At 74.1% G+C, this 22,322-nt stretch carries 23 protein-coding genes; 8 read left to right on the forward strand and 15 right to left on the reverse strand.

Annotated elements, in window-relative coordinates; genetic code table 11:
- Positions 1-8: 8 nt before the first annotated feature.
- Entirely contained in the window at positions 9-764 is a 756-nt protein-coding gene (locus ACZ7G1_RS01090; RefSeq protein ID WP_470882015.1) for a maleylpyruvate isomerase family mycothiol-dependent enzyme, read from the reverse strand.
- Positions 765-828: 64 nt separating this feature from the next.
- Entirely contained in the window at positions 829-2,064 is a 1,236-nt protein-coding gene (locus tag ACZ7G1_RS01095) for an MFS transporter (protein ID WP_470881978.1), read from the reverse strand.
- A 114-nt stretch (positions 2,065-2,178) separates the two neighbouring features.
- Here ACZ7G1_RS01095 and ACZ7G1_RS01100 point away from each other — a divergent pair, with 114 nt between their 5' ends.
- Together ACZ7G1_RS01100 and ACZ7G1_RS01105 are read left to right on the forward strand one after the other, a co-directional pair.
- Entirely contained in the window at positions 2,179-3,405 is a 1,227-nt protein-coding gene (locus ACZ7G1_RS01100) for an ROK family protein (protein ID WP_470881980.1), read from the forward strand.
- A 156-nt stretch (positions 3,406-3,561) separates the two neighbouring features.
- The gene (locus ACZ7G1_RS01105; protein WP_470881982.1) at positions 3,562-4,476 is read left to right on the forward strand and encodes an LLM class flavin-dependent oxidoreductase; all 915 of its coding nucleotides are present in this window, start codon (positions 3,562-3,564) and stop codon (positions 4,474-4,476) included.
- A 32-nt stretch (positions 4,477-4,508) separates the two neighbouring features.
- Here the strand turns inward: ACZ7G1_RS01105 and ACZ7G1_RS01110 are convergent, their stop codons facing one another.
- Positions 4,509-4,982 carry an SRPBCC family protein gene (locus ACZ7G1_RS01110; RefSeq protein ID WP_470881984.1) on the reverse strand — a complete coding sequence of 158 codons (474 nt, stop codon included), beginning with the start codon at positions 4,980-4,982 and terminating at the stop codon, positions 4,509-4,511.
- A gap of 115 nt (positions 4,983-5,097) precedes the next feature.
- Here ACZ7G1_RS01110 and ACZ7G1_RS01115 point away from each other — a divergent pair, with 115 nt between their 5' ends.
- Positions 5,098-5,868 carry a class I SAM-dependent methyltransferase gene (locus ACZ7G1_RS01115; RefSeq protein WP_470881986.1) on the forward strand — a complete coding sequence of 257 codons (771 nt, stop codon included), beginning with the start codon at positions 5,098-5,100 and terminating at the stop codon, positions 5,866-5,868.
- 21 nt (positions 5,869-5,889) lie between these two features.
- Here ACZ7G1_RS01115 and ACZ7G1_RS01120 read toward each other — a convergent pair whose 3' ends face one another.
- The gene (locus ACZ7G1_RS01120; protein WP_470881987.1) at positions 5,890-6,474 is read right to left on the reverse strand and encodes a DUF4865 family protein; all 585 of its coding nucleotides are present in this window, start codon (positions 6,472-6,474) and stop codon (positions 5,890-5,892) included.
- 62 nt (positions 6,475-6,536) lie between these two features.
- Entirely contained in the window at positions 6,537-7,106 is a 570-nt protein-coding gene (locus ACZ7G1_RS01125) for a TetR/AcrR family transcriptional regulator (RefSeq protein WP_470882016.1), read from the reverse strand.
- 208 nt (positions 7,107-7,314) lie between these two features.
- Between ACZ7G1_RS01125 and ACZ7G1_RS01130 the strand changes: the two genes are divergently transcribed.
- From ACZ7G1_RS01130 to ACZ7G1_RS01140, 3 genes are all read left to right on the forward strand, one after another.
- Positions 7,315-7,602 (forward strand): SHOCT domain-containing protein, encoded by a 288-nt coding sequence (locus ACZ7G1_RS01130; protein ID WP_470881989.1) that lies wholly within the window; start codon positions 7,315-7,317, stop codon positions 7,600-7,602.
- A 107-nt stretch (positions 7,603-7,709) separates the two neighbouring features.
- Positions 7,710-8,438, forward strand: coding sequence for a helix-turn-helix domain-containing protein (locus ACZ7G1_RS01135; RefSeq protein ID WP_470881990.1), 729 nt, complete (start codon positions 7,710-7,712; stop codon positions 8,436-8,438).
- Positions 8,439-8,483: 45 nt separating this feature from the next.
- Positions 8,484-9,038, forward strand: coding sequence for a dihydrofolate reductase family protein (locus ACZ7G1_RS01140; RefSeq protein ID WP_470881991.1), 555 nt, complete (start codon positions 8,484-8,486; stop codon positions 9,036-9,038).
- 18 nt (positions 9,039-9,056) lie between these two features.
- On the opposite strand, the gene ACZ7G1_RS01145 is transcribed toward ACZ7G1_RS01140, so the two are convergent.
- Positions 9,057-9,656: an ATP-binding protein gene (locus tag ACZ7G1_RS01145; protein ID WP_470881992.1), complete on the reverse strand. Its 600-nt coding sequence runs from the start codon at positions 9,654-9,656 to the stop codon at positions 9,057-9,059.
- A 201-nt stretch (positions 9,657-9,857) separates the two neighbouring features.
- Entirely contained in the window at positions 9,858-10,178 is a 321-nt protein-coding gene (locus tag ACZ7G1_RS01150) for a hypothetical protein (protein WP_470881993.1), read from the reverse strand.
- Between the two features lie 176 nt (positions 10,179-10,354).
- Here ACZ7G1_RS01150 and cds1 point away from each other — a divergent pair, with 176 nt between their 5' ends.
- Positions 10,355-11,497 carry an L-cysteine desulfhydrase Cds1 gene (gene cds1 / locus ACZ7G1_RS01155; RefSeq protein ID WP_470881995.1) on the forward strand — a complete coding sequence of 381 codons (1,143 nt, stop codon included), beginning with the start codon at positions 10,355-10,357 and terminating at the stop codon, positions 11,495-11,497.
- Here cds1 and ACZ7G1_RS01160 read toward each other — a convergent pair.
- The 3 genes from ACZ7G1_RS01160 to ACZ7G1_RS01170 form a co-directional block, all read right to left on the reverse strand.
- The gene (locus ACZ7G1_RS01160) at positions 11,457-11,957 is read right to left on the reverse strand and encodes an SRPBCC family protein (RefSeq protein WP_470881996.1); all 501 of its coding nucleotides are present in this window, start codon (positions 11,955-11,957) and stop codon (positions 11,457-11,459) included. The two genes, cds1 and ACZ7G1_RS01160, sit on opposite strands and share 41 nt — an antisense overlap.
- A gap of 225 nt (positions 11,958-12,182) precedes the next feature.
- Positions 12,183-12,623, reverse strand: a complete 441-nt coding sequence (locus ACZ7G1_RS01165) for an SRPBCC family protein (RefSeq protein ID WP_470881997.1) — start codon at positions 12,621-12,623, stop codon at positions 12,183-12,185.
- 34 nt (positions 12,624-12,657) lie between these two features.
- Positions 12,658-13,485, reverse strand: a complete 828-nt coding sequence (locus ACZ7G1_RS01170; RefSeq protein ID WP_470881998.1) for a DeoR/GlpR family DNA-binding transcription regulator — start codon at positions 13,483-13,485, stop codon at positions 12,658-12,660.
- A 135-nt stretch (positions 13,486-13,620) separates the two neighbouring features.
- Here ACZ7G1_RS01170 and ACZ7G1_RS01175 point away from each other — a divergent pair, with 135 nt between their 5' ends.
- Positions 13,621-16,038 (forward strand): hypothetical protein, encoded by a 2,418-nt coding sequence (locus ACZ7G1_RS01175; protein WP_470881999.1) that lies wholly within the window; start codon positions 13,621-13,623, stop codon positions 16,036-16,038.
- Here the strand turns inward: ACZ7G1_RS01175 and ACZ7G1_RS01180 are convergent.
- The 5 genes from ACZ7G1_RS01180 to ACZ7G1_RS01200 all read right to left on the reverse strand — a co-directional run bounded on the left by ACZ7G1_RS01180 (position 16,008) and on the right by ACZ7G1_RS01200 (position 22,280).
- Positions 16,008-18,416, reverse strand: coding sequence for a right-handed parallel beta-helix repeat-containing protein (locus tag ACZ7G1_RS01180; protein ID WP_470882000.1), 2,409 nt, complete (start codon positions 18,414-18,416; stop codon positions 16,008-16,010). The genes ACZ7G1_RS01175 and ACZ7G1_RS01180 overlap by 31 nt on opposite strands.
- 194 nt (positions 18,417-18,610) lie before the next feature.
- The gene (locus ACZ7G1_RS01185; RefSeq protein WP_470882001.1) at positions 18,611-19,219 is read right to left on the reverse strand and encodes an Rv1733c family protein; all 609 of its coding nucleotides are present in this window, start codon (positions 19,217-19,219) and stop codon (positions 18,611-18,613) included.
- A gap of 144 nt (positions 19,220-19,363) precedes the next feature.
- Complete coding sequence (locus tag ACZ7G1_RS01190; protein WP_470882002.1) at positions 19,364-20,188, reverse strand: MOSC domain-containing protein; 825 nt, start codon at positions 20,186-20,188, stop codon at positions 19,364-19,366.
- A gap of 54 nt (positions 20,189-20,242) precedes the next feature.
- Positions 20,243-20,737 (reverse strand): DUF6643 family protein, encoded by a 495-nt coding sequence (locus ACZ7G1_RS01195; protein WP_470882003.1) that lies wholly within the window; start codon positions 20,735-20,737, stop codon positions 20,243-20,245.
- Between the two features lie 310 nt (positions 20,738-21,047).
- Positions 21,048-22,280 (reverse strand): glycosyltransferase, encoded by a 1,233-nt coding sequence (locus ACZ7G1_RS01200; protein ID WP_470882004.1) that lies wholly within the window; start codon positions 22,278-22,280, stop codon positions 21,048-21,050.
- Positions 22,281-22,322 lie beyond the last annotated feature (42 nt).

The following is a 22,322-nucleotide window of genomic DNA, read 5'->3' on the forward strand; positions in this document are numbered from 1 at the left end:
CACGGCGTTCAGATGACCGCCGAGTTCTCCCGCCACAGCCGGGCGAGTTCGGCGTCGCCGGTCACGGTCACGGCGCCGGCGGGGAGCCGGTTCCAGAGGGTGAGGTACAACAGGTCGGCGGGGCCGCTGAGTTCGGTGTCGGCCGGGGTCGCGGGTTCGGCCCGGCGGGTGCCCCGCTCGGTGCGGGGCGGTGCCGTCGCGGAGAGGTGGACGGTCCAGAGGTCGCCGGTGTCCGTGGTGCGGACGCGCAGGGTGCGGGGTTCGGGGGTGTGCACGCGGCTGCGGTCGCGGGCGTGGAAGCCGCGCAGGAGCTCGTCGATGCCGTCGGCGGCGAGGGCGGCTTCCACCGGGCGGGGGCCGGTGGCGAGCGCGGACTCGGCGTCCGCGCGGTGGACGATCGTCTCGTGGGCCTGGCGGCGGGCCCAGAACGCCAGGGGTGAGGGGGCGGGCAGGAAGGCCCAGCACTCCAGTGTCTCGGGGGCGGCCCGGAGGGCGGCGACGAGCGTGGCGTGTCCGTCGCGGTAGTGGGCGATCAACTCCGCGCCGTCCAGGTCGGGTTCGGCGCCCTCGGGGTGGTACCCGGTGTGGCCCTCCGTGATGAAGGCGGTGGCCCAGCGGTGAACGGTCGTCGTGTGGCGGAGGAGGTCCCTGATCCGCCAGCCGGGACAGGTCGGGACCTCGGCGTCCGTTCCGGCCTCGGCCGCCGCGTCCGCGAGGGCCCGGCCGGCCGTCTCCAGGGCGTCGATGTGCTCGGTGATCTTCAAGGTGTGCTCGGTGCTCGCGTCCATGGGGTGGATTCTGGCAGGTCCATGCCCCTCGGCGGGCGGATCAACTGGCCTGGGCCGCTCCCGCGTTGCGGGCCCAGTAGCCCATGGCCGCGGCTCCGGCAGCGAGTACGGCGACCGTGGTGAGGGCCACCGGCAGGGAGAACCAGTCGGCGAGGAAGCCGATGGAGGGCGGGCCGAGGAGCATGCCGCCGTAGCCGAGGGTGGAGGCCGTCGCCACGCCGCCGGGGCCGGCGAGGGCGCCCGCGCGGGCCACGGCGACGGGGAAGATGTTGGCGAGGCCCAGGCCGGTGATCGCGAAGCCGAGGAGGGTGGCCCAGACGGTCGGCGCGAGGGCGCCGAGGAGCATCCCGGCGGCGGCGGTCACGCCACCGGTGACCAGGGTGCGGGTCTGGCCGAGCCGTTCGAGCAGCGCGGTGCCGGAGAGCCGGCCCGCGGTCATGGTCAGCGCGAAGACGGAGTATCCGGCCGCCGCGACCCCGGGGTGCGCGTGGAGGTCCTGTTCGAGGTGGAGGGCGCCCCAGTCGGCGAGCGCCCCTTCGCCGTACGCCGTGCAGAGCGCGATCACCCCGAAGACGACGACCGTGCGGCGGGACGCACGCGCGCGGGTGCCGCCGCCCGATCGCCGACCGGTGGGAGCCGCGAGGGATTCGGGCGGTGCGGGCGAGGGGTGGCGCAGGAGTACGGGCCCGGCGGCGGCCGTCAGGGCCAGGCCGACGACCGTGAGGCCGAGGAGATGCGTGGTGGGGGAGAGGCTGCCGGCGAGCAGCCCGCCGATGCCGGCGCCGAGCATGCCGCCGAGGCTGAACGCGGCGTGGAAGCTCGGCATCACCGGGCGGCGCAGCGCGGTCACCAGGTCCACGGCCGCGCTGTTCATGGCGACGTTGATCCCGCCGTACGCGGCGCCGAAGACCAGCAGGACGAGGCCGAGCGCGAGCGGCGAGCGGGTGAGCGCGGGCAGCGCGACCGAGAGCGAGAGCAGGACGGCGGTGGCGACGGTCACCGGGTGGGAGCCGTAGCGGCGGCAGAGCCTGCCGGTCAGCGTCATGGTGATCACGGCGCCCGCGGACACCCCGAGCAGGGCGAGGCCGAGATCGCCGGCCGATGCGCCGGTCTGCTGCTTCACGGCGGGGATGCGGACCACCCAGCCGGCGAACAGGAAGCCGTCGAGCGCGAAGAAGAGGGTCAGGGCGGAGCGGAGGCGGGACAGGGAGTCGGTGGCGGTGTCTCCGCCAGGGCCCCCCGATACGGCCGTCCGTACTTTGTTTAGTAGCGGCACAAACTCAGGATAGGGGGCACCGCACCGTGGAATCAACCGCGCCGGACCGCGTACGGCCCGCCTCCCTCGGGGTCCGGGGCCGATCGGCGCTCCGATCATGGGAGACTCGCCCCCATGAACGGCAAGGCGACGACGACGCGGACACGGCTGGACAGGGGGCGCAACGCGCTCGGCCCCGCGCTGGAGCTGGTGCATACCGGCAGGGCTCCGACGCGGGCCGTCCTCACCGCCGAACTCGGCGTCACCCGGGCCACCGCGGGCGCCGTCGCCGCGGAGCTTGAGGCCCTCGGCCTCATCCGCGTCGACTCCAACCCCGGGGCCGCGGCGGGCTCCCAGGGCCGTCCTTCGCACCGGCTCGCCGTCGACGAGAAGGGGCCCGTCGCCCTCGCCGCCCAGGTCCACGCGGACGGCTTCCGGGCCGCGCTCGTCGGCCTCGGCGGCACGATCGTCGCGACCGCGCCCGGCTGCGTCACGGTCTCCGCCGACCCCGCGCAGGTCCTCGGCGCGGTGGTCGACGCGGGGGCCGCCCTGCTCCGGGAGAGCGGCCGCCGCTGCGTCGGCGCCGGCCTCGCCGCCCCCTCGGCGGTGGCCGAGCCCGAGGGCACCGCGCTGAACCCGCTCCACCTCGCCTGGCCCGCCGGGGCGCCCGTGCGGGAGATCTTCGCCGAGCGGGTGCGCGCCGCCGGCATCGAAGGCCCCGCCTTCACCGGCAACGACGTGAACCTCGCCGCCCTCGCCGAGCACCGCCACGGCGCCGGGCGCGGCGCGCGTGACCTGCTGTGCGTGGCCACCGGGCACCGGGGCGTCGGTGGCGCGCTCGTCCTGGACGGCCGTCTGCACACGGGCAGCTCGGGCCTGGCCCTTGAGGTCGGCCATGTGACGGTCAACCCGGAGGGGCGGCCCTGCCACTGCGGCAGCCGGGGCTGCCTGGACGTCGAGACCGACCCGCTCGCCTTCCTCACCGTCGCCGGACGGGCCCCCGGCCCCGAGGTCTCGCTGCTCCAGCAGGCCCGTGACCTGCTGCGGACGAGCCGGGACGACCCGGGGGTCCGGGTCGCCGTGGGCGAGCTGATCGACCGCCTGGGGCTCGGTCTCGCCGGTCTCGTGAACATCCTGAACCCGGACCGGATCATCCTCGGCGGCCTCCACCGCGAGCTGCTCGACGCCGACCCGGAGCGCCTGCGCGCGGTCGTCGCCGACCGCAGCCTCTGGGGCCGCAGCGGCGGTGTGCCGATCCTGCCCTGCACCCTCGACCACAACAGCCTGGTCGGGGCCGCGGAGCTGGCCTGGCAGCCGGTCCTGGACGACCCGCTGGCCGCCCTGGGGCGCGAGCCGGCCTGACCGCGCCCGGCCGGGCGGCGGCACCACCGCACCGGCCGGCGCTCCCCGCACCGCTTGCGGTTCGCACCACGAACTAATAATGTTCGTGGTGCGAACTTCGCATGCTGTTCCGCGACTTCGGCGGACTCCGGCTGCCTCACGGGGAAGGGCGAGACAATGACCGGACGACAGGTGCTCTTCGGCTTCGGCGCGCACAGCGGGATCGACGACGGTCCCGAGCTGGTGCGCAGGGTCCGGCAGGCGGACGAGGACGGGCTCGACCTCTTCTCGCTGTCGGACCATCCCTACCTGGGCGGACGCCTGGACGCGTACGCCACCCTCGGCTTCCTCCTCGGCGGTACGCGGCGGATCTCGGGCTTCGCCAACGTCACCAACCTCCCCACCCGCCCCGCCCCGATGCTGGCGCGCACGGTGACCACGCTCTCCGCGCTCACCGGCGGTCGCGTCGTCCTCGGCATGGGCGCCGGCGGCCTCTGGGACCGGATCGCCGACATGGGCGTGCCGAAGCTGTCCCCCGGCGAGGCCGTGGAGGCCTTCGAGGAGGCCATCGTTCTGATCAAGAAACTCTCCGGCGGCGGCGAACCCGTCACCCACCGGGGCCGCCACTACCAGGTCGACCGCATCGAGCCCGCGCCCGTCGCCGCGCCCCCGGTCTGGACCGGCTCCAACGGCCGCAAGTCCCTGGCCGCCACCGGCCGCGTGGCCGACGGCTGGCTGCCCGGCCACGCCGCCGACTGGCTGAGCGAGCGGTACCGGACCTCGCGGCCGGTCATCGACGAGGCGGCCGCCGCCGTCGGCCGCGACCCGCGGGAGATCCGTACGGTCTACAACTTCCCCGGGCGCATCACCGAACGCCCCCTGGCCGCCACCCGCGGCGAGGGCGGGCGCTGGATCGGCGGCTCGGTGGACCAGTGGGTCGAGGAGCTCACCGGCGCGGTCCTGGAGCACGACGCCTCGGGCTTCGTCCTCTTCGCCGAGGGCCACGGCGCCCAGGACATCGACGCGCTCGCCGTCTGGGGCCGGGAGATCGTCCCCGCGGTGCGCGAGGCGATCGCCAAGGAAGGCCGCTGAGGCACGGCCGTACGGTTCCGGGGCCGCGCCTGTCACGCTCCCGGATCGGGGCGGTCCTCGGCCAGCGCGGCCAGTCGGTCCAGGGCCATCCGCGTGCCGGTCTCGTTGTCGGCCTCCGGAACGGCGTCGGGGACGCCCTCGTGGACGAGCCGGACCTCGGTGCCGCCGCCGTCCGGGATCAGCGTCGTCGTGAGCGTCATCGCACCGTGCAGCCGGGGGTCGGGCGACTCGAACTCGATGATCTCGACGACCCGTTCGTCCGGCACCAGCTCCACGAAGCGGCCGTGGTACGTGTCCGTGCGCGCCCCCGACTTCCCTGCGCCGTCCTCCGAGTCGTAGTGCAGCGAGACCCGGAAGGTGCCCCCCTCGCGGACCTCGAAGGAGTGCACCTCGCAGGTCATCCCGTACGGCACCCGCCAGCGCGCGACCGCGTCGGGGTCGAGCAGCGCACGGTAGACGGCCGACGGCGGGGCGGCGATGTGGCGGGACACACGTGAGGTGTACACCTCTCCAGGCTAGGCGGGGAACCCCGGGCGGGCAGCGGGGCGCGGCCACCGCCGCCATGCGGAGAGACGGAAAAGGGGTGGGCGGGGACGGAGGGACCGCGTACCGTTCGACTTCATGATCACCAAGGATTCCGACCTCCCTCCGCGCCTCGGCAGCCTCACCTTCCACGGGCCGCTCTCCGAGGCCCGCGCCACCCGCATGATCGAGCGGCTCGCCGCCGCCGGACCCGCCGACGTGCTCGACATCGGCTGCGGCTGGGGCGAGTTGCTGCTGCGCGTCCTCGAAGCCGCTCCGGGCTCCAAGGGCGTCGGCCTCGACATCAACGCCGAGGACCTCGCCCGCGGGCGTGCCCTGGCCGAGGAGCGCGGAATCGCCGAACGGGTGGCCTTCGTCGAGGAGTCGGCGCTCGGCACCGACCGCGGCCCGGTCGACGCGGTCCTCTGCCTCGGGTCGAGCCAGGCGCTCGTCGACCCCGAGCAGCCGTACGACCCCGCCGTCGTGCTGCGCGAACTGCGCCGGCTCGTGCGGCCGGGCGGTCGCGTCGTCCTCGGCGAGGGCTTCTGGGAGCGCACCCCCACCGAGGCCGAGCTCGCGGCCATGTGGCCCGGCGCCGCGGCCGACGACCACTTCTCCCTCGGCGCGCTCGTCGACCTTGCGATCGAGGCGGGCTTCCGTCCCGCCTGGATCGAGACGGCGAGCGCGGAGGAGTGGGAGGAGTTCGAGTCCGGCTACCGCTACGACACCGAGGTCTGGCTGGCCGCCCACCCCGACCACCCGCTCGCCGCCGAGACCCGCGAGCGCGTCGACCGGCAGCGTTCGACCTGGGTGAACGGCTACCGGGGCCTCCTCGGCATCACCTACCTGACGCTCGTCGCCGTCGCCTGACCCGCCCGCGAGGACAACGCCTCACCAGTGCCGCCCGGTTCCCAGTCCCGTGCGGCCCGGAGCGGAGAGACGCAGGACCCGGAAGCGCTCGCCCTCGTCGGCGGGCGCTTCCGCGTCCGCCCACAGGGTGAAGGACAGCAGCTCCCAGTGGCGCGGATCGATCGCGAGCGCCGAGGCCACCACCCCGTCCCGCCGGGCCTCCCGCGCGTGCCGGGCGACCGCGTCGGCCACCGCCTCGCCGGGTGGTGCCGCCTCCCCGAGCGGCACGCGGTGCCGCGTCGCGGCACCGGGCGCCGCCGTGGACGCGGGCCCCTCCTCGTACGACAGGCCGGTCCAGTGCTGGACGACGGGCCGGCCGAAGTCGTTCACGATGCCCTGGAAGCCGGGGCCCCAGAGGAAGGAGTTCATGCCCTCGGGGGTCGACCACAGGTAGAAGGGCGCGTACTGGTTCACGGGTGACCCGGCCTCGCGCTCCCGGACCAGGTACGCCTTGAGCCCGAGGCCGGGGAAGGCGTCGAGGAGGTGACCCCGGGTCGCCACCCGCTCGTGGATGACCTTCATGTCGTAGTCGGCGGGCAGGGTGATCTCGTACTGCATCGCGTGCACGGCACGGACTCCGCATCTCTCGGCGTACGGGGTTCGGGTTCTCTGGGGGTGGAGGGCGAGGGTCAGGACGAGGCCGCGCGCGGGGCGAGGAGCGCGAGGAGGCCGCGGATCGCGCTGTCGAAGGGCGCCCGGGAGCCCGTGGCGCGGGCCAGGACGTAACCGCCCTGGAGGGTGGCCGCGACGGTCGCCGCGATCTCGTCCGGATGCAGGGACGTACTGAACTCACCGCCGTCCAGGCCTTCCTGGACCACCTCGGCGAGCCTGTCACGGAGCCGGCCGAGGACCGCGTCGACAGGGGCGCGCAGCTCCGGGTCGGCGATCACCTCCGGGTCCATCGTCAGGCGCCCCATCGGGCAGCCGCGCAGAACGTCCCGCTCGTGGAGCAGATAGGCCTCGATCCGGTCGTACGCCGAGCCCTCGCCGCCGAGGAGCGCCTCGGCCGTCGCGCCCATCTCCTCGGCGGTGCGCCGGATCGCCGCGAGGGCCAGATCGGGCTTGCCCGCGAAGTGGTGGTACATGCTTCCCTGGCCCGCGCCCGCCGCCTGCTGGACGGCCTTGGGGCTGGTGCCCACGTAGCCGCGCTCCCACAGCAGCTCGCGGGTCGCCTCGATCAGCCGCTCGGGGGTGCTCATGATCATGCCCGCACTGTACATACCAGTAGGTACAGAGGGAAGGAGGTGGCCGCGCCCGGTGCTGGCCACCCCGCGCGCACGCGCCGCGCCGGCCGTACTCCCGTCGTCGTACGCGCGAAGCCGCTGCCCGTACGACGACCCGCACCCCGGTACGGAGGGAGGCTCGAATCACGGACAACACCGCAGCACACCGAGGAGCTGAACCGTCATGAACACGCTCGCCTACGCGGGGCCCGGCCCGTGGGTCCTCTTCGTCCCCCTCGTCTGGGCCGCCGTCGTCATCGGCCTCGTCACCGTCGCCCGCCGCGCGGGCCTGGGCCCGTGGCGTCGCCTCCGGCACGGACACGACGGCGGGCCCGACGAGCGATCGCCGATCGCCCTGCTCGGCCACCGGTTCGCCGCCGGAGAGATCGACGAGGACGAGTACTGGCGCCGACTGACCGTCCTGGAGGAGCAGTTCGGCCGCGCGGTGGACCACGAGAGGCGCCGGAAGTGACCCGCGGGGGACGCCGGACATGACCGGGATTCCCGGGCGTCCTCGACGGCCCCGGAACTCCGGTGCGCCCGTGCCACACTGGCCCGCGGGTCTCGGCGAACAGGGGGATGATCCGGTTGGGGCTTGAGATCGAGAGCCGGCCGTCGGAGCTGCCGTACATCGAGCGGGTCTGGCGCAGCCGCAGCGACGACGTGGGGCGGATGACGTCCGTCGCGACCTCGCACGCGGAGCTGGTCTTCTGGCAGCACGAGGGGCGGACGCAGGCGGCGGTCCTCGGCCCGGAGCCCCGGGCGAGCCAGGCGCCCGTCCCGGAGGACGCCACGTTCTTCGGCATCACCTTCGCCCTGGGCACCTCCATGCCGCACGTGCCGGTCGACCGGCTCGTGGGCGGCAGCGCGGAGATCCCGGACGTGACCCGGCGGTCCTTCTGGCTCAAGGGCTCCGCCTGGCACGTGCCCGACTACGACAACGCCGAGGCGTTCGTACGGCGCATGGTGCGCGAGGGCATCGTCGAGCGCGACCCGATCGTGCCCGCCGTGCTCGGCGGCGCCGCCCCCGAGGTCTCCGCACGCACCCTCCAGCGGCGCTTCGTCGCGGCGACGGGCCTCACCCAGGGCGCCGTCCGGCAGATCCGCCGGGCCCGCGAGGCGGCGGTCCTCATCCGGGAGGGCGTACCGGCCCAGGACGTGGTGCACCGGCTCGGCTACTTCGACCAGCCGCACCTGGCGCGGTCCCTGACCCGCTACATCGGCCGGACCGCCACCCAGCTCGGCGATCCGGCACGGACGGGCGCGCTGTCGCTTCTGTACAAGCCCTCGCCCCCGACGCCCGCATAGTGTTCCTGACGTAGCGACAAGCCCCGCACCCGCCACGGAGGAATCATGCGCAAGGTCGTATCCGGTCTGTTCGTCTCGCTCGACGGCGTCGCCCAGTCGCCGAACGAGTGGCAGTTCGACTTCGACGAGGAGATGGGCGCCGCGCTGGAGAAGACGCTGGAGACGGCCGACACGATCCTGCTGGGCCGGGTGACGTTCACCGAGTGGGCAGGCTACTGGCCGACGGTCACCAGCGGGGAGGACGCCGGCTTCGCCCGGTGGATCAACGAGTCGCCGAAGTACGTCTTCTCCTCCACCCTGGACAGCGTGGACGACTGGGCCAACAGCACCCTGGTCGACGGTGACCTGACGGCCGCCGTCGAGAAGCTCAAGGCGGGCGAGGGCAAGGACATCACCGTCGCGGGCAGCCCGACCCTGGTGCGCTCGCTCCTGGAGCGGGACCTGCTCGACGAACTGGTCCTGCTGATCCACCCGGTGGTGGCCGGCGAGGGCCGCAAGAAGCTGTTCGCCGACGACTCCGCCCTCAAGAAGCTGGAGCTCGTCAGCGCCCGGCCGACCAGCAGCGGAGTGATCATCGCGACCTACCGCCCGGTGCGCTGACCTGCCCGCCCCGCCCGCTCAGCCCACCAGGACCGAGCGGGCGGTGAGCGGCGTCAGGGCCGGGTCGATCGGTGTGCTGAGCGGCGCCCCGACCGGGAAGCGGCCGTAGGAGGCGAGGGGGCCGTCGGTCGTCGCGCCGTACACGGCGCGGGCGCACTCCTCGGCCGGGACCGGGGACGGCGGCGCCGTGAGGGTGAACCACACGACCTTCCCCTCGGCCCCGCAGGGGCGGACACCCCAACTCTCGCTGACGGCACCGACGATGGCGAGGCCACGGCCGGAGGTCGCGAGCCGCTCGTACGCGTCGAGGTCATCGGGGCCGTCGAACCCGTCGAGCGGGTCCGGGCCGGCGGCCTCCGGTATGCGGGGGTCGTGATCCCGTACGGAGACGGTGAGGCGGTCGAGCAGCAGCTCGACCTCGACGGTGCACCGCTTGTCCGGCTGCGCGTGCCGGTGGACATTGCTCAGGAGCTCGGTCACCCCGAGCACGGCATGGTCCACCAAGGCGTCGAGATGCCAGTGGCGCAGATGGGCGGAGACGATCCTGCGGACCTGACCGATCCGCGACGGCAGGGCCTGAAGCTCCACCGCGTAATACCTGCTCGGCTCGCTGATCACGGCTGCGACTCCCCGAAGTAGTCCGGAAGAAGACGAAGATCCCGATTTCTCATGCGGTACAGCAGGGCGGTGACCGGAACACAACGTCACCGCCGATGACTCATGGTGAGATGGTTCCAGCGTGAACCAGCGGTGAGCACCCCGCAACTCGCGGCGACCCGTGCCAGGTCAGGACACCGGTCGGGCTGGTGATCCGGCCCGTCAGCGCCGTCCGGCCGCCCGCTTCAGCGCCGCGAGGAAACGCCCCGACTCGGCCGAGTCCCCGCCGGAGTCACCCCCGCCGTCCCCGTGCAGGGTCAGCCGGTACCGGTTGCCGTTCACCGTCGCCACGGCCTCGTCGGACTTCGCGAACCAGGGCCGTCCCGCCCGGACCGCGCTCACCGGGGCGCTGTCGATCTCGCTGCCGTAACTCGTGAGCAGGGCGAGCCGCCCGTCCTCGATGCGCACCTCGCCCGCGCGGGTCAGCGAGCGGGGCCAGCGCGCGATCCGTACCCCCCGCGCCGTGAACTCCGGTTCCGACATGTCGATCCGCCCCTTTCACCCGGTTGCCGCTACCAGTGTGCCGGGCCTCCCGCGACCGCACCAGTGCCCCTCCCGCAAGACATCCCTATGGATCCCCAAAGTGAACGTTTGCCCAGGTGGGAGCGGTATCGTCGGCAGCGGGGACACCCCCTGGACGTGACCGAGGAGAGACACGGATGAGCACCATGGAGAACAGCGCGGGCAGCACCGTCACCGCCGCGGCGGCGACCCTCGACGTCGACCGTACGGACCCGGCGTACCGGAGCTGGCTCAAGGAGGCCGTGCGCAAGGTGCAGGCCGACGCCAACCGTTCCGCCGACACCCATCTGCTGCGCTTCCCGCTCCCCGAGAAGTGGGGCATTGACCTCTACCTCAAGGACGAGTCCACCCACCCCACCGGCAGCCTCAAGCACCGGCTCGCCCGCTCCCTCTTCCTCTACGGCCTGTGCAACGGCTGGATCCGGCCCGGCGCCCCCGTCATCGAGGCGTCCAGCGGCTCGACCGCCGTCTCCGAGGCGTACTTCGCGAAGCTCGTCGGCGTCCCCTTCATCGCCGTCATGCCCCGCACCACCAGCCCCGAGAAGTGCCGGCTCATCGAGTTCCACGGCGGCCAGTGCCACTTCGTCGACGACTCGCGGACCATGTACGAGGAGGCCGCCGCCCTCGCCGAGCGCACCGGCGGCCACTACATGGACCAGTTCACCTACGCGGAGCGGGCCACCGACTGGCGCGGCAACAACAACATCGCCGAGTCGATGTACCAGCAGCTGCGCCTGGAGCGCTACCCGGAGCCGGCCTGGATCGTGGCCACCGCCGGTACCGGCGGCACCTCGGCGACCATCGCCCGCTACGTCCACTACATGCAGCACGACACCCGGATCTGCGTCGCCGACCCCGAGAACTCCTGTTTCTTCGACGGCTGGACGCACGACGACCCGGACGCCACCGCCGACTGCGGCTCCCGCATCGAGGGCATCGGCCGCCCCCGCATGGAGCCGAGCTTCGTGCCCGGCGCCATCGACCGCATGATGAAGGTGCCCGACGCGGCCAGCGTCGCCGCCGTCCGCGCCCTGGAGGCCGCCATCGGCCGCAAGGCGGGCGGCTCCACCGGCACCGGCCTGTGGAGCGCCCTCAAGATCGTGGCCGAGATGGTGGCGCGGGAACGTACCGGCAGCGTCGTCACGCTGATCTGCGACGGCGGCGAGCGCTACCTCGACAAGTACTACTCCGACGACTGGCTGGCCGCCCAGGGCCTCGACATCACCCCGTACAGCGCCGCTATCGAGAGCTTCCTGGCGACGGGAGTCTGGCCGGAGTGAGCCGCCGGTCGAGCCGGCGGGCCGCGTCCCGGAAGGACAGGCCCACCCCGGGTCCGGCGACCCGCAGCGCCAGGCGCAGCGGGGCCGGGCCGTCGGCGGCCATGATCCAGCGCAGCCGGGTGCCCTTCCCGGCGGGGGAGATGGTCCACTCCTCCGCCATGGCCGTCACGCCGGGGGCGTTCGTCTCGTCGACCCGGTAGGCGTAGCGGACGTCGGGCTCGGAGGCCAGGATCGTCTCCTCGAAGGCGATCCCGCCCCGCAGCCGCACGGACCGCCGCGCGCCGTCGGCCGTCGGCACGGCGGAGGTCACGGCGGTGAACCAGGACGGCAGGCTCCCGACCTCCAGGGCCACCGACCGGTAGACGGCCGGGGGAGGTGCGGCGAGCGTCGCCGTGAACACGAGGCGGACGGGCGCGGACGCGGTGAAGTCGAGCTCCACCGGGCTCAGTCGGCGTGCCATGGACCCTCCGGAGGGTGTGAGCGGAAAGAGCACCCTAGCTGACACGCCGTCAACGGCCCAGGGGCCGCCCCTGTGCGCCGTGTCTCACCTCCCAGGCCCGAGACCCGCTGGGCGGCGCGCGCCGCACGCCCGGCCTCACGCCCCACTGGGCGGCCCGAGCCACACGCCCGGCCTCACGCCCCGCTGGGTCGCGCGTGCCTCATGCCCCGCCTTACGCCCCCCGCCTCACGCCCCGCGCAGCAGTCCGTCGAGCGCGCGCCCGAACAGGAACCGCCCCGCCAGACGGAGTACCGGATCGAAGACCCGCGGCACACCGCGCAGCGCCAGCTCCTCGGTCCACACCACATCGCAGCCGTCACCGGGCGCCGCCGCCACCTCGATCAGCGCCCAACCGAGCACGAACCGGCCGGACTTCGCCAGGCGGCACGTGCCGGTCCCGCCCGGCCCCGGCGGCTCCCACACCACGACCTCCATCGGGTCGTCGAAGGAGAACCGGCCGACGCCCGTCCGGGCGGTGAACCGGGTCCCCCGCCCGTTCGGCCCCGGCGTCAGCACCCTCGTCCGGGTCAGCGGCACCTGGCGCCCGTGCGCCGGCCAGTCCGTGAGACGCCGCCACACCTCCTCCGGTGCGAGGCCCACGGTCCGCTCGATCCGGAACAGGCTCATGGCCGCCCACCGACCCCACGCGACCGGTACGGGCTCACTCCTGCTCCTCGCCCGCCACGACAACCCCCGGCAGGTGCTCCGCCACCTCGGCGCGCACCCCCTCGGAGAGCCCGCGGTCCGTCACCCAGGTGTCGACCTCGCTCAGATCGCCGAACGAACTCAGGCCGACCGTCCCCCACTTGGTGTGGTCGGCGACCAGCACCACCTGGCGCGCCGAACGCATCAGACAGCGGTTCGTCTCCGCCTCGGCGAGGTTCGGCGTCGACAGACCGGCCTCCACCGACACCCCGTGCACCCCGAGGAACAGCAGGTCGAAGTGGAGCGAGCGGATCGCCCGGTCCGCCACCGGCCCCACCAGCGCGTCCGAAGGCGTACGCACACCGCCGGTGAGGACCACCGTCGCCGCCCCGCGCCGCGACTCGCCCCCGGCGCCCGCCGCCTGCGCCTCGTGGAACACGTCCGCGACTCGCACCGAGTTCGTCACGACGGTCAGGTCCGGGACGTCGAGGAGGTGCCGGGCCAGGGCGAAGGTCGTCGTGCCGCCGGACAGTGCGATCGCCGTGCCGGGCGCCACCAGGGCCGCCGCCGCGCGCGCGATCTCGTCCTTGGCGCTCGGTTCGAGCACCGACTTGGCGGCGAAGCCCGGCTCGTGGGTGCTGGCCTCGACCACCGGGACGGCACCGCCGTGCACCTTCGCCACCATGCCCTGCCGGGCCAGCGCGTCCAGGTCGCGACGGATCGTCATGTCCGAGACGTTCAGCCGCCGGGTCAGTTCGTTGACCCGGACACCGCCGCGCCGCCGGACCTCGTCGAGGATCAGGGCGCGCCGCTGCTCCGCGAGGAGGTTCTGGTTGTCAGTCACCGCCGGGGCCGGTCCTTCCGCAGAAGACTAAGGGGATGGGTGTCGGATTCGGTGAGGAACGGTGCGCGGTAGCACGGCCGTCCGCGATCCTGTAGCCGACGTCGCATCTTCCCACTCCGAGAGGAAGTCGCTTCAGTGTCCCCTGCCACACCCGCCCCGGAGCGCGGGGGCGCGGCGCTCGAACTCCTCGTCCACGGAGTCGGCGGAGCCACCCCCGAGTCCATGCTCGACGACCCCAGGACCGTCCGCATCACCGGCGACCGGACCGCCGCCATGTACCGGCGCGGCGAGGACCTCGACGCCGAGGACCATCCCGAGCGGTACGCGGCCCGCCCGGTCCCCGAGGCGTACTGCTGGTCCAATCTGACCTCCGGCGACGGCGCCCGCGCCCTGTGGCTGCTGCTCCTGCCCTTCATGGTCGCCAACCTGGCCCACTGGATGCGCCCGCCCGCCCGGAACCGGCCGGCGCTCGTCCGGCTGTACGGCGTCCTCGTCCGGCTCGTCGCCCTCACCCTCACCGTGCTCCTCACCGCCGCCGCCTGCGAGGTCGCGCTCGACCTGACGGCCTGGCAGTGCGCCGGGACCGCCGCCTGCGCGGACGCGTACTCCTGGCTCGGCTTCCTGTCCGCGGGGCGCGGCGGCTGGTGGTCCCAGCCGGGCCGCCGCCTCGTGGTCGCGGCCCTCGTGCCGGTCGTCCTGGTCGGCCTGCTCTGGTACCTCTCCAACCGGACCTGGAGCGCCTACGAGGCCCAGCGCCCGCCCACCGGCTACGACGCCCCGGTACCGGAGCCCCGGGCGGACACCGAGACCGCCGACAGCGGAGAGGGCACGGACTCCGGCGACGCACCGCAGGACCCGGTGCCGGCCGAGCTGCGGCCCGCCCTCGGCCGCCCCGGCTTCTGGTACGGCCGAAGACTCGTCGCCCGCCTCAGGGCCGCGCACACCGCCGCCGGCTTCCTCACCGTCGCCGCCGCCCTCGCCCGGGCCACCGCCCGCCACGACGCCGGCACGGGTGCGCGGGCGGTCCTCGGCTGGGCCCTCCAGGCCGCGGTCGCGGCCCTCGCCGTCCTCGTCGTCTGGGTCGTCTGCCGCCGGGGCCGCAGCGAGAGCCGCCTCGACCTGCGCGTCGAGCGCGCCCTCGTCTCCTGGCTGCCCGGCGTCTCGCTCGCCCTGCTCGCGCTCACCGCCCTGCACGCCGCCTGGTCCCGGCCCGGCTGGACCTCCGCCGGCACCCTGCCCGGCGACGCCGCCTTCGGCGCGCTCACCCTCGCCCAGGGCGGCCTCGTCGTCGCCCTCGGCGCCGTCGCGCTCCTCCTCCAGCGGCCCCGCCGCGACCCCCGTACCGCCCTGCGCGGGCTCGGCGGCCCCGCCGTCGCCATGCTCGCCTGCGCCCTCGCCGGAGTGATGTCCGGGGGAGTGGCCCAGCGGGTCGCCGACTGGCTCGACGGGCCCGCTACACCCGGCATGGGCTCCGGGCCGCGCATCGGTCCTCCCGTGCTCCTCAGCTGGCAGGCGTCCGTCATCCCCGTCCTGCTCCTGCTGCTGCTCGTGCCCGCCGCGCTGCTCGCCGTGCGGACCGCGCTCACCGCCCGACGGCTCAGGCAGGCGGTCGAGGAGGACTACGAGGCCGCCGGGGAACGCGACCCGGTCCGTACCGGACAGATCGCGTCCGGGCGGGCCAGGGCCGGGCTCACCGACTCCGCGCCCGTGCTCGTCGGGGTCGTCTCGGGCGCCACGCTGCTCCTCGGCGCCGCCTCCGTCGCCGGGGCCTGGGCCAGCGGGAACGTACCCGGCAGGGCCTTCGACGGGGCCCACCCCGCGATCGCCTCGCTGGCCTCCGCGACCCAGGCGCTCGGCTCGTGGATGATCGGCTTCGGATTCCTGCTCTTCGTCACCTGGGGCCGGCGCGCCTACCGGGACGCCTCCGCCCGCCGCACGATCGGCATCCTCTGGGACGTCGGCACCTTCTGGCCCCGCGCGGCCCACCCGTTCGCACCGCCCTGCTACGCCGAACGGGCCGTGCCCGACCTCACCTGGCGGATGAGCTCCTGGACCAGGAGCACCGGCGGCCGACTTGTGATCTCCGGCCACTCGCAGGGCAGCGTCCTCGCCGCTGCCGCCGTCTGGCAGCTGCCGCCCGCCACCCGCGGCCGGGTCGCCCTGCTCACCTACGGGTCCCCCCTGGAGCGGCTCTACGGACGGTGGTTCCCCGCCTACTTCGGGCCCGAGGCACTCCGCGGCCTGCACCGGACCGTCCACTGCTGGAGCAACCTCCACCGCGCCACCGACCCCATCGGCGGACCCGTCCGGGTGCCCGCCGAGGACGGCCGCCCCGCCGTCGACGCGCCGGTCCTCCTCGACCCCGTCGTCTACGGCCGCACCCGCAGGCACCCGCTGCCCGAACCGATCCTGGGCCACTCCGACTACCAGGCCGACCCGGCGTTCGCCGAACGCCGCTCGGCCCTCCTCGACCGCCTTCCACCCGCCCTGCCCCACCAGCGCGAGCCGAACGAGCCCTCGGATCAGGGGAGTTCGGGAAGGTCGTCCGGGTAGAGCAGCGTCAGGTCGTCCGTGCTCGCCTCGGCGAGCGCGGCGACCCGGCCGGCGTGCCGCTCCACCATCGACTCGAACGTCTGCCGCGCCGTGCGCCCGTTGCCGAACGCCGGACCCTTGGGCAGCTTCGTGAAGTACGCGACCAGCGCCTCGTCCGTACCCTCCGCCAGCCGGTACTCGTGCTCGTCCGCCTGCTGGCCCACGATCCTGAGCAGCTCGTCCGCGTCGTAGTCGCCGAAGGTGATGGTCCGTGAGAAACGCGACGCCACACCGGGGTTGACCGTCAGGAAGCGCTCCATCTCCGCCGTGTACCCGGCGACGATGACCACCACGGCGTCCCGGTGGTCCTCCATCAGCTTCACCAGCGTGTCGATCGCCTCCCGGCCGAAGTCCCGCCCCGAGTCCTCCGGCGACAGCGCGTACGCCTCGTCCACGAACAGCACCCCGCCGCGCGCCCGGTCGAAGGCCTCCTGGGTACGGATCGCGGTCGAGCCGATGTGCTCGCCGACCAGGTCCACCCGGGAGACCTCCACCAGGTGCCCGCGCTCGAGGACCCCGAGCGAGGCCAGGATCTCGCCGTAGAGCCGGGCCACCGTCGTCTTTCCCGTGCCCGGGTTGCCCGTGAAGACCAGATGGCGTCGGACCGAGGCCGCCTTGAGCCCCGCCTCCTGACGCCTGCGCCCCACCTCGATCATGTTGGTGAGGGTCCGCACCTCCAGCTTCACGCTCTCCAGCCCCACCAGCGCGTCCAGCTCCCCGAGCACGTCCTGCGAGGAACGGGCGCCGGGCGCCGGCTCCACGGGCGCCGCCGCGACCGGCGGCCGCTCCCGCGGCACCGGCACCGTCCCGAGCAGCCCCGCCGACTGCGTGGCCGTCAGGACCGCCCCGCCGTCCGGTACGGAGGACCGCACCGCGCTCTCGTCGCTGGTGCACTCCTCGGCGCTCGCGCCCTCCTCCGGGAACTCGTAACCACCGCGCGCGCACCGCTCCGTACGGCACTTGCGCAGCAGCGTCCGGCAGCCGTCCGTGACATGGAAGCCGTACCCGCCACTGCCCGTCACCCGGCAGCCGTGGAAGGAGCCGCGCCCCTCGGCCGACACGTAGAAACCGGCCTCGGCGGGCGAGGTGACCGTGCAGCGGTCGATGGTCGGGTCGGCGCCCTTGGTGACGATGACGCCCGTCTGCACCGAGTCGATCGTGCAGCCGGCCAGGGTGCCGCCGCTGCCGTGGTCACGGAACCAGGCGCCCGTCGAGGCCTCGCGGATGCGGCAGTCGTCGAGCTGCGCCGTCGCCCCGTCGCTGACCGACACCGCCGTGTTGCGCACCTGCGTCAGATCACTGTCGACGACGTCCACCCGCGAACCCCGGTCGAGGACGAACAGCGCGTCCGGGACGTCGTGCACCCGGCAGGCCTCCAGGACCGCGGTCGCCCCGTCGCTCACCCACACCGCCGGGTAGTCGCCCGTACTGTCGTGGATCTCGCACCGGTTGGCGTCCACCCGGGTCCCCGGGTCCCACACCGAGAGGCCGTTGCGGCCGAAGCGGCGGACGGTCGACCGGGTCAGCGTGAGGACCGAACGGGACCGCAGGTCCACCGCGTTCTCCGGGACGTCGTGGATGTCGCAGTCCGACAGCGTGAGCACCGCGTCCGTGTCCAGTGTGATGCCGTCCCCCGACGTGCGGTGCACCGAGGAGTCGGTCAGGTGCGCGGCGGCGCGGGCCGCGATCTGCACGCCCGCGCCCTTGATCTCGTACACCTCGCAGCCGACGCCCTCCAGGCCGCTGCCCTCGCCGGTGACGGCGATCCCGGCGCCCGAGGCGTGGTGGATCCGGCAGCGCTCAAGGCGCGGATGGGCCCCGCCGCGCACCGAGACGCCCGCCTGCCCGGCCGAGACCACCTCGCACTCCTCGAACACCCCGCCCGCGCCGTCGAGTACGGCGATGCCGACCCCGGCCGGATTGTCGATCGTGCAGCGGCGGGCCGTCGGCCGGGCGGCGCCCCGCACCTCGATGCCGGACGCCGAGCGGGTCATGATCCGCAGGTCGAGCAGTTCGGGCGTGCCGTCCTCGATCAGCAGCGCGGGCGCGGCCACGTCCTGCCCCTCGATGTGCAGGTCCTGCACCGTGACGGAGGCCCGCAGCGTCAGCGGCACCCCGTCCGGCGGCGCGATCCGCACCGAACCGAGCCCGCCCTCGGGGCCGCGCAGCGTGACGGCCCGCCGCACCACGAGGTTCTCCCGGTACGTGCCGGGCGCGACCGTGAGGACGTCGCCGTCGCCCGCGGCCTCCAGAGCGGCGGCGAGGGAGGGGTACTCACCCGTGCGGCGCCGCCACCGCGATGTGCCGGTGTGCGTCACCTGGACCGTGCCCTGTGCCATGGGTGTGTCCTGCCCCCGCCTCATGCCTCGCCGCTGATCCGATGCCCCACCGTAGCGCGCGCGGCGGCGCGGGGCTGACGGGTCGTGGGGCCGGTCCGAGGTGGTCGGTCACGGTCGGCCGCGGTCCGGGACGATCGCGCTCGGTCGGCCTGTTCGGTCGCCCTGTTCGGTCCGGGCCCGCCGGCCCCGGCCGTTCAGCTGCCGGTGCCCGTACGTCCCCAGTCGGGGCCCGCGGAGGCCCAGGCGCGGTCGAGGCGGGCGTACCGGTGGTGCGTCAGCCGGCGCATCGCGAGGCGGCGCACGGTCTCCACCAGGAGGCCGGCGAGGAGCGCGGCCATCAGTCCGGCGATCACCGCGTGGGCCCTCGCGGTGCCCGCGGGCATGGGCGGCGACACCTGGCGCCCGCTCGGGTCGGTCCAGAGCGTGAAGGTGTCGCCGGGCGCAGAGTTCCGCCGGGCCGTCGTCACCGTGCCCGTGTGGGCGGAGCCGTCCCGGGCGGTCCAGTCGGCCACCACCGAGCGGCGCAGCCGGTCCTCGCCGGCCGCGTCGGCCGTCCGCGGACCGGTGGCCGGTCCGTCGGCGGGCCGGACGACCCGGGCGGTGGTCGCCACCCGCTGTTCCTGCTGCGCACGGACCGCGCGCTGGAGCGAGACGTTCGCCGACGAGCCCGCGGCCCAGCCGGTCAGCGGCACCACGACACAGAGCAGCGCGAGCGCGGCGCAGGCCAGCCACGCTTCGACGAGATCCGTGGTCCGGCGCAGGGGGTTGTGCCGCCAGCGCCAGAGTCCGGTGGCTGCGCGCACGTCGGAACCCCCTCGTTGTTCACCGCTACTCCAACGAGTGTGACCCGGGGGAGGGTTCCCCGCCTGTCGAGAGCGCGGACCGGTCCCGGCCCCTCCGCCGGGACCCGTCCCGGCCTCGACCCGGCCGCGACCGGTCCCGTCGCGTCAGTCGAGGATCTTCACCTCGTCGCCGACGCGGACGGTGCCGGTGTGCTCGGGAACGAGGTTCTGGCCGAAGATGACGCGGCCGTCGAGCTTGCGGTGCCGGGCGAGGGTGTGCAGCGGCTCCTTGCCGCGCTCGGCGGTGAGCTGGTTCGTCGTGGTGACGACGCAGCGGCCGCACGGCCTGGCGACCCGGAAGGTGACCTCGCCGACGGCGAGCCGCGTCCAGCCGTCCTCGGCCCAGGGTTCGGTGCCCTCGACCACCAGGTTGGGCCGGAAGCGGTTCATCGGCAGCGGCCCCTCGTGGGCGTGGTCCCCCTGCGCGATCAGGGAGTTCAGCGCGTCGAGCGAGGACATGGCGGCGACGAGCAGGGGGTACCCGTCGGCGAAGCTCACCGTCTCGCCGGGCAGCGCGTAGTCGGGGTCGACCGGGCGCCTGTGCTCGGGGGCGTCCATGTGCACGAGCGTGGCCTCGCACTCGAGGTACGCCGACAGCCAGGCGGCGGCCGCGGCGCCGGCCGGCACGGCCTCCACGTACTTGTCGAAGATCTCCACCGTGACCAGGGACGAGGGGTGCGGTACCTCGACCGTCAGCGGAGAGTGGCCGGGCGCGGAGAGGAGCACCGCGCCGCCCGGCAGCAGCTCGGCGGTGGCCAGCGCTATCCGGGGATGACGGCGCTGGGTGATGATCTTGCCCCCGGCGTCGACCACGACCCAGCGGCGGTCACCGGCGAGCCCCCAGGGCTGCACCTCGGCCGCCGCGGTCGTGAGCGCGCGCATGGCCTTCACCGGGTGGACGTGGACGGAGCGGAGAACAGGAGTAGACATACCGCCATCCTGCCAGCCGCTCCGGCCTCGACGTCGACCGGTTCAGGCGGCCGGTCAGTAACCCCCGCCCTGGTAGGGACGGTTGTACGGGTCGTCGTAGGGCGCGGGGGACGGGACCGGCATGGGCCGGGGAGCCGCCGGACGCATCGCCTCGTAACCGGCGGGCGCCGGCCGGGCCTGCTGGGGGTACGAGCCGCCCGCGTAGCCGCGCGGGGTGACGGGCTGCTGCGGGATGTACGGGGTCGGCGCGTGCTGCAGCGGCACGGGGGCCATCTGCTGCGCGGGCTGCGGGTAGCCGTAACCGCCGCCGTACGAGGGGGCGGGGTGCGGGCTGGGTGCCGCCGGGAGGGCGGGAAGTGCCGAGGGGAGCGCCGGCAGGTACGAACCGCTTCCGGAGAAGCTGCTGCCGGACTCGTAGGCGGCGGGCACTCGGATCGGGGCGATCTGAGGAGTGCCCCGCTCCGCGACCAGGGAGTCGTAGATGGGGGTGTCCGGGAAGGACGGCGCGGTGTAGTAACCGCCTCCATAGGTGGAGCGGGGGGAGGTCATGGCACATAAGTTAAGCCCACGATGTGCCGGTTGGGGAGCCCCCTTCTTGCGGTCATCCGATTTACGTTGGTTTTGTCCTCCTGACCTGCCAAAACCCCGTTAAAGAACGTGTTAACACCGGGGTTTCGGCGGGGTCACCCGGTCAACGAGAAGTGACGGGCGGGCTACAAAGGGCGACACCCGGCCCGGCATTCGCCCCACCGACTTTCTTCCGGAGGTAACGGAAAACCTCCTTTAGAACCGGGTGAATGCGCGCCCGGAAAAGTGGCAATCCGCTTTGCGCGCCCCGCCGTACACCCGCGGGCGGCGGTCACTCCCCGCGCCGCGACACGTAGTTCACGGTGTACGTACGGCCCTTCCAGGCCGCACCCCGGCCCTGGTAGTGCCGCACCGCGGAGTCCACCGTCATCAGCAGATAGAGGAGAGCGGTGAAGGGGAGGAGCGGGGCCGCCCAGGCCGGCTGCCGGTAGTAGCGGAGCATCGGCAGGTACGTCCCCGCCATGACCGCCCAGGCCGCACCCCCCATCCACGCCGCCGCCGCGTCACCGGCCGCGACCCCCGCCACGAGGGCCACCGGCGGCACCAGATAGACCACGACCAGGCCCGCCACCGTCCCCGCGAGGAGCAGCGGGTTGTTCCGCAGCTGCGCGTACGCGCTCCGCGACACCATCCGCCACAGCTCGCCGAGCCCCGGGTAGGGGCGGACGCTGTCCACGTGGTCCGCCAGGCCCAGCCAGATCCGGCCGCCCGAGCGCCGCACCGCGCGGGCCAGCGACACGTCGTCGATCACCGCCTGGCGGATCGAGTCCGGCACGGCCGCCGCCACCGCCGTCTCCGTCCGGAGCAGGACGCAGCCGCCCGCGGCCGCCGTCGCGAGGGGCCGGGCGCGGTTGATCCAGCGGAAGGGATACAACTGGGCGAAGAAGTAGACGAAGGCGGGCACGACCAGCCGCTCCCAGACGCTCACCACCTGGAGCCGGGCCATCTGCGACACCAGGTCCAGATCGTGCCCCACCGCCGCCGCCACGAGCAGCCGCAGGCTGTCCGGCTCGTGGGAGATGTCCGCGTCCGTCAGGAGCAGGAACTCCGGCGCCGGCTCGGCCGCCCGCGCCAGCGCCATCCCGTGCCGTAGCGCCCACAGCTTCCCCGTCCAGCCCGGCTCCGGCTCACCCGGCGACACCACCGTCAGCGGGAGCCCGCCGTGCCGCTCGGCCAGCTCGCCCGCGAGACCCCCCGTGCCGTCCGTGCTCCCGTCGTCGACGAGCACCACCTCCGCCGGGCCCGGATAGTCCTGCGCGAGCAACGACGGCAGGCTCAGCGGCAGCACCGCCGCCTCGTCCCGCGCCGGAACCACGATCGTCACCCGCGGCCAGTACTCCGGGGGCCGCCGGTCCGACGGCGACGGTGACCGCTCGCCCGGCGAGGCGAACCGCCGGTCCCCCGACGGAAGCCGCTGATCCGTCCGCCAGAAGAAGCCCTGGCCGAGCAGGAGCCAGAGCCAGACGGCGAGGGAGACGGTCGCGAACCAGGCGAGCATGGTCATTCGGGGCAGTCTGCCCCAGATCGAGGGGTCTGCGAGGCTCAT

The organism is Streptomyces sp. NPDC037273 (assembly GCF_055603625.1).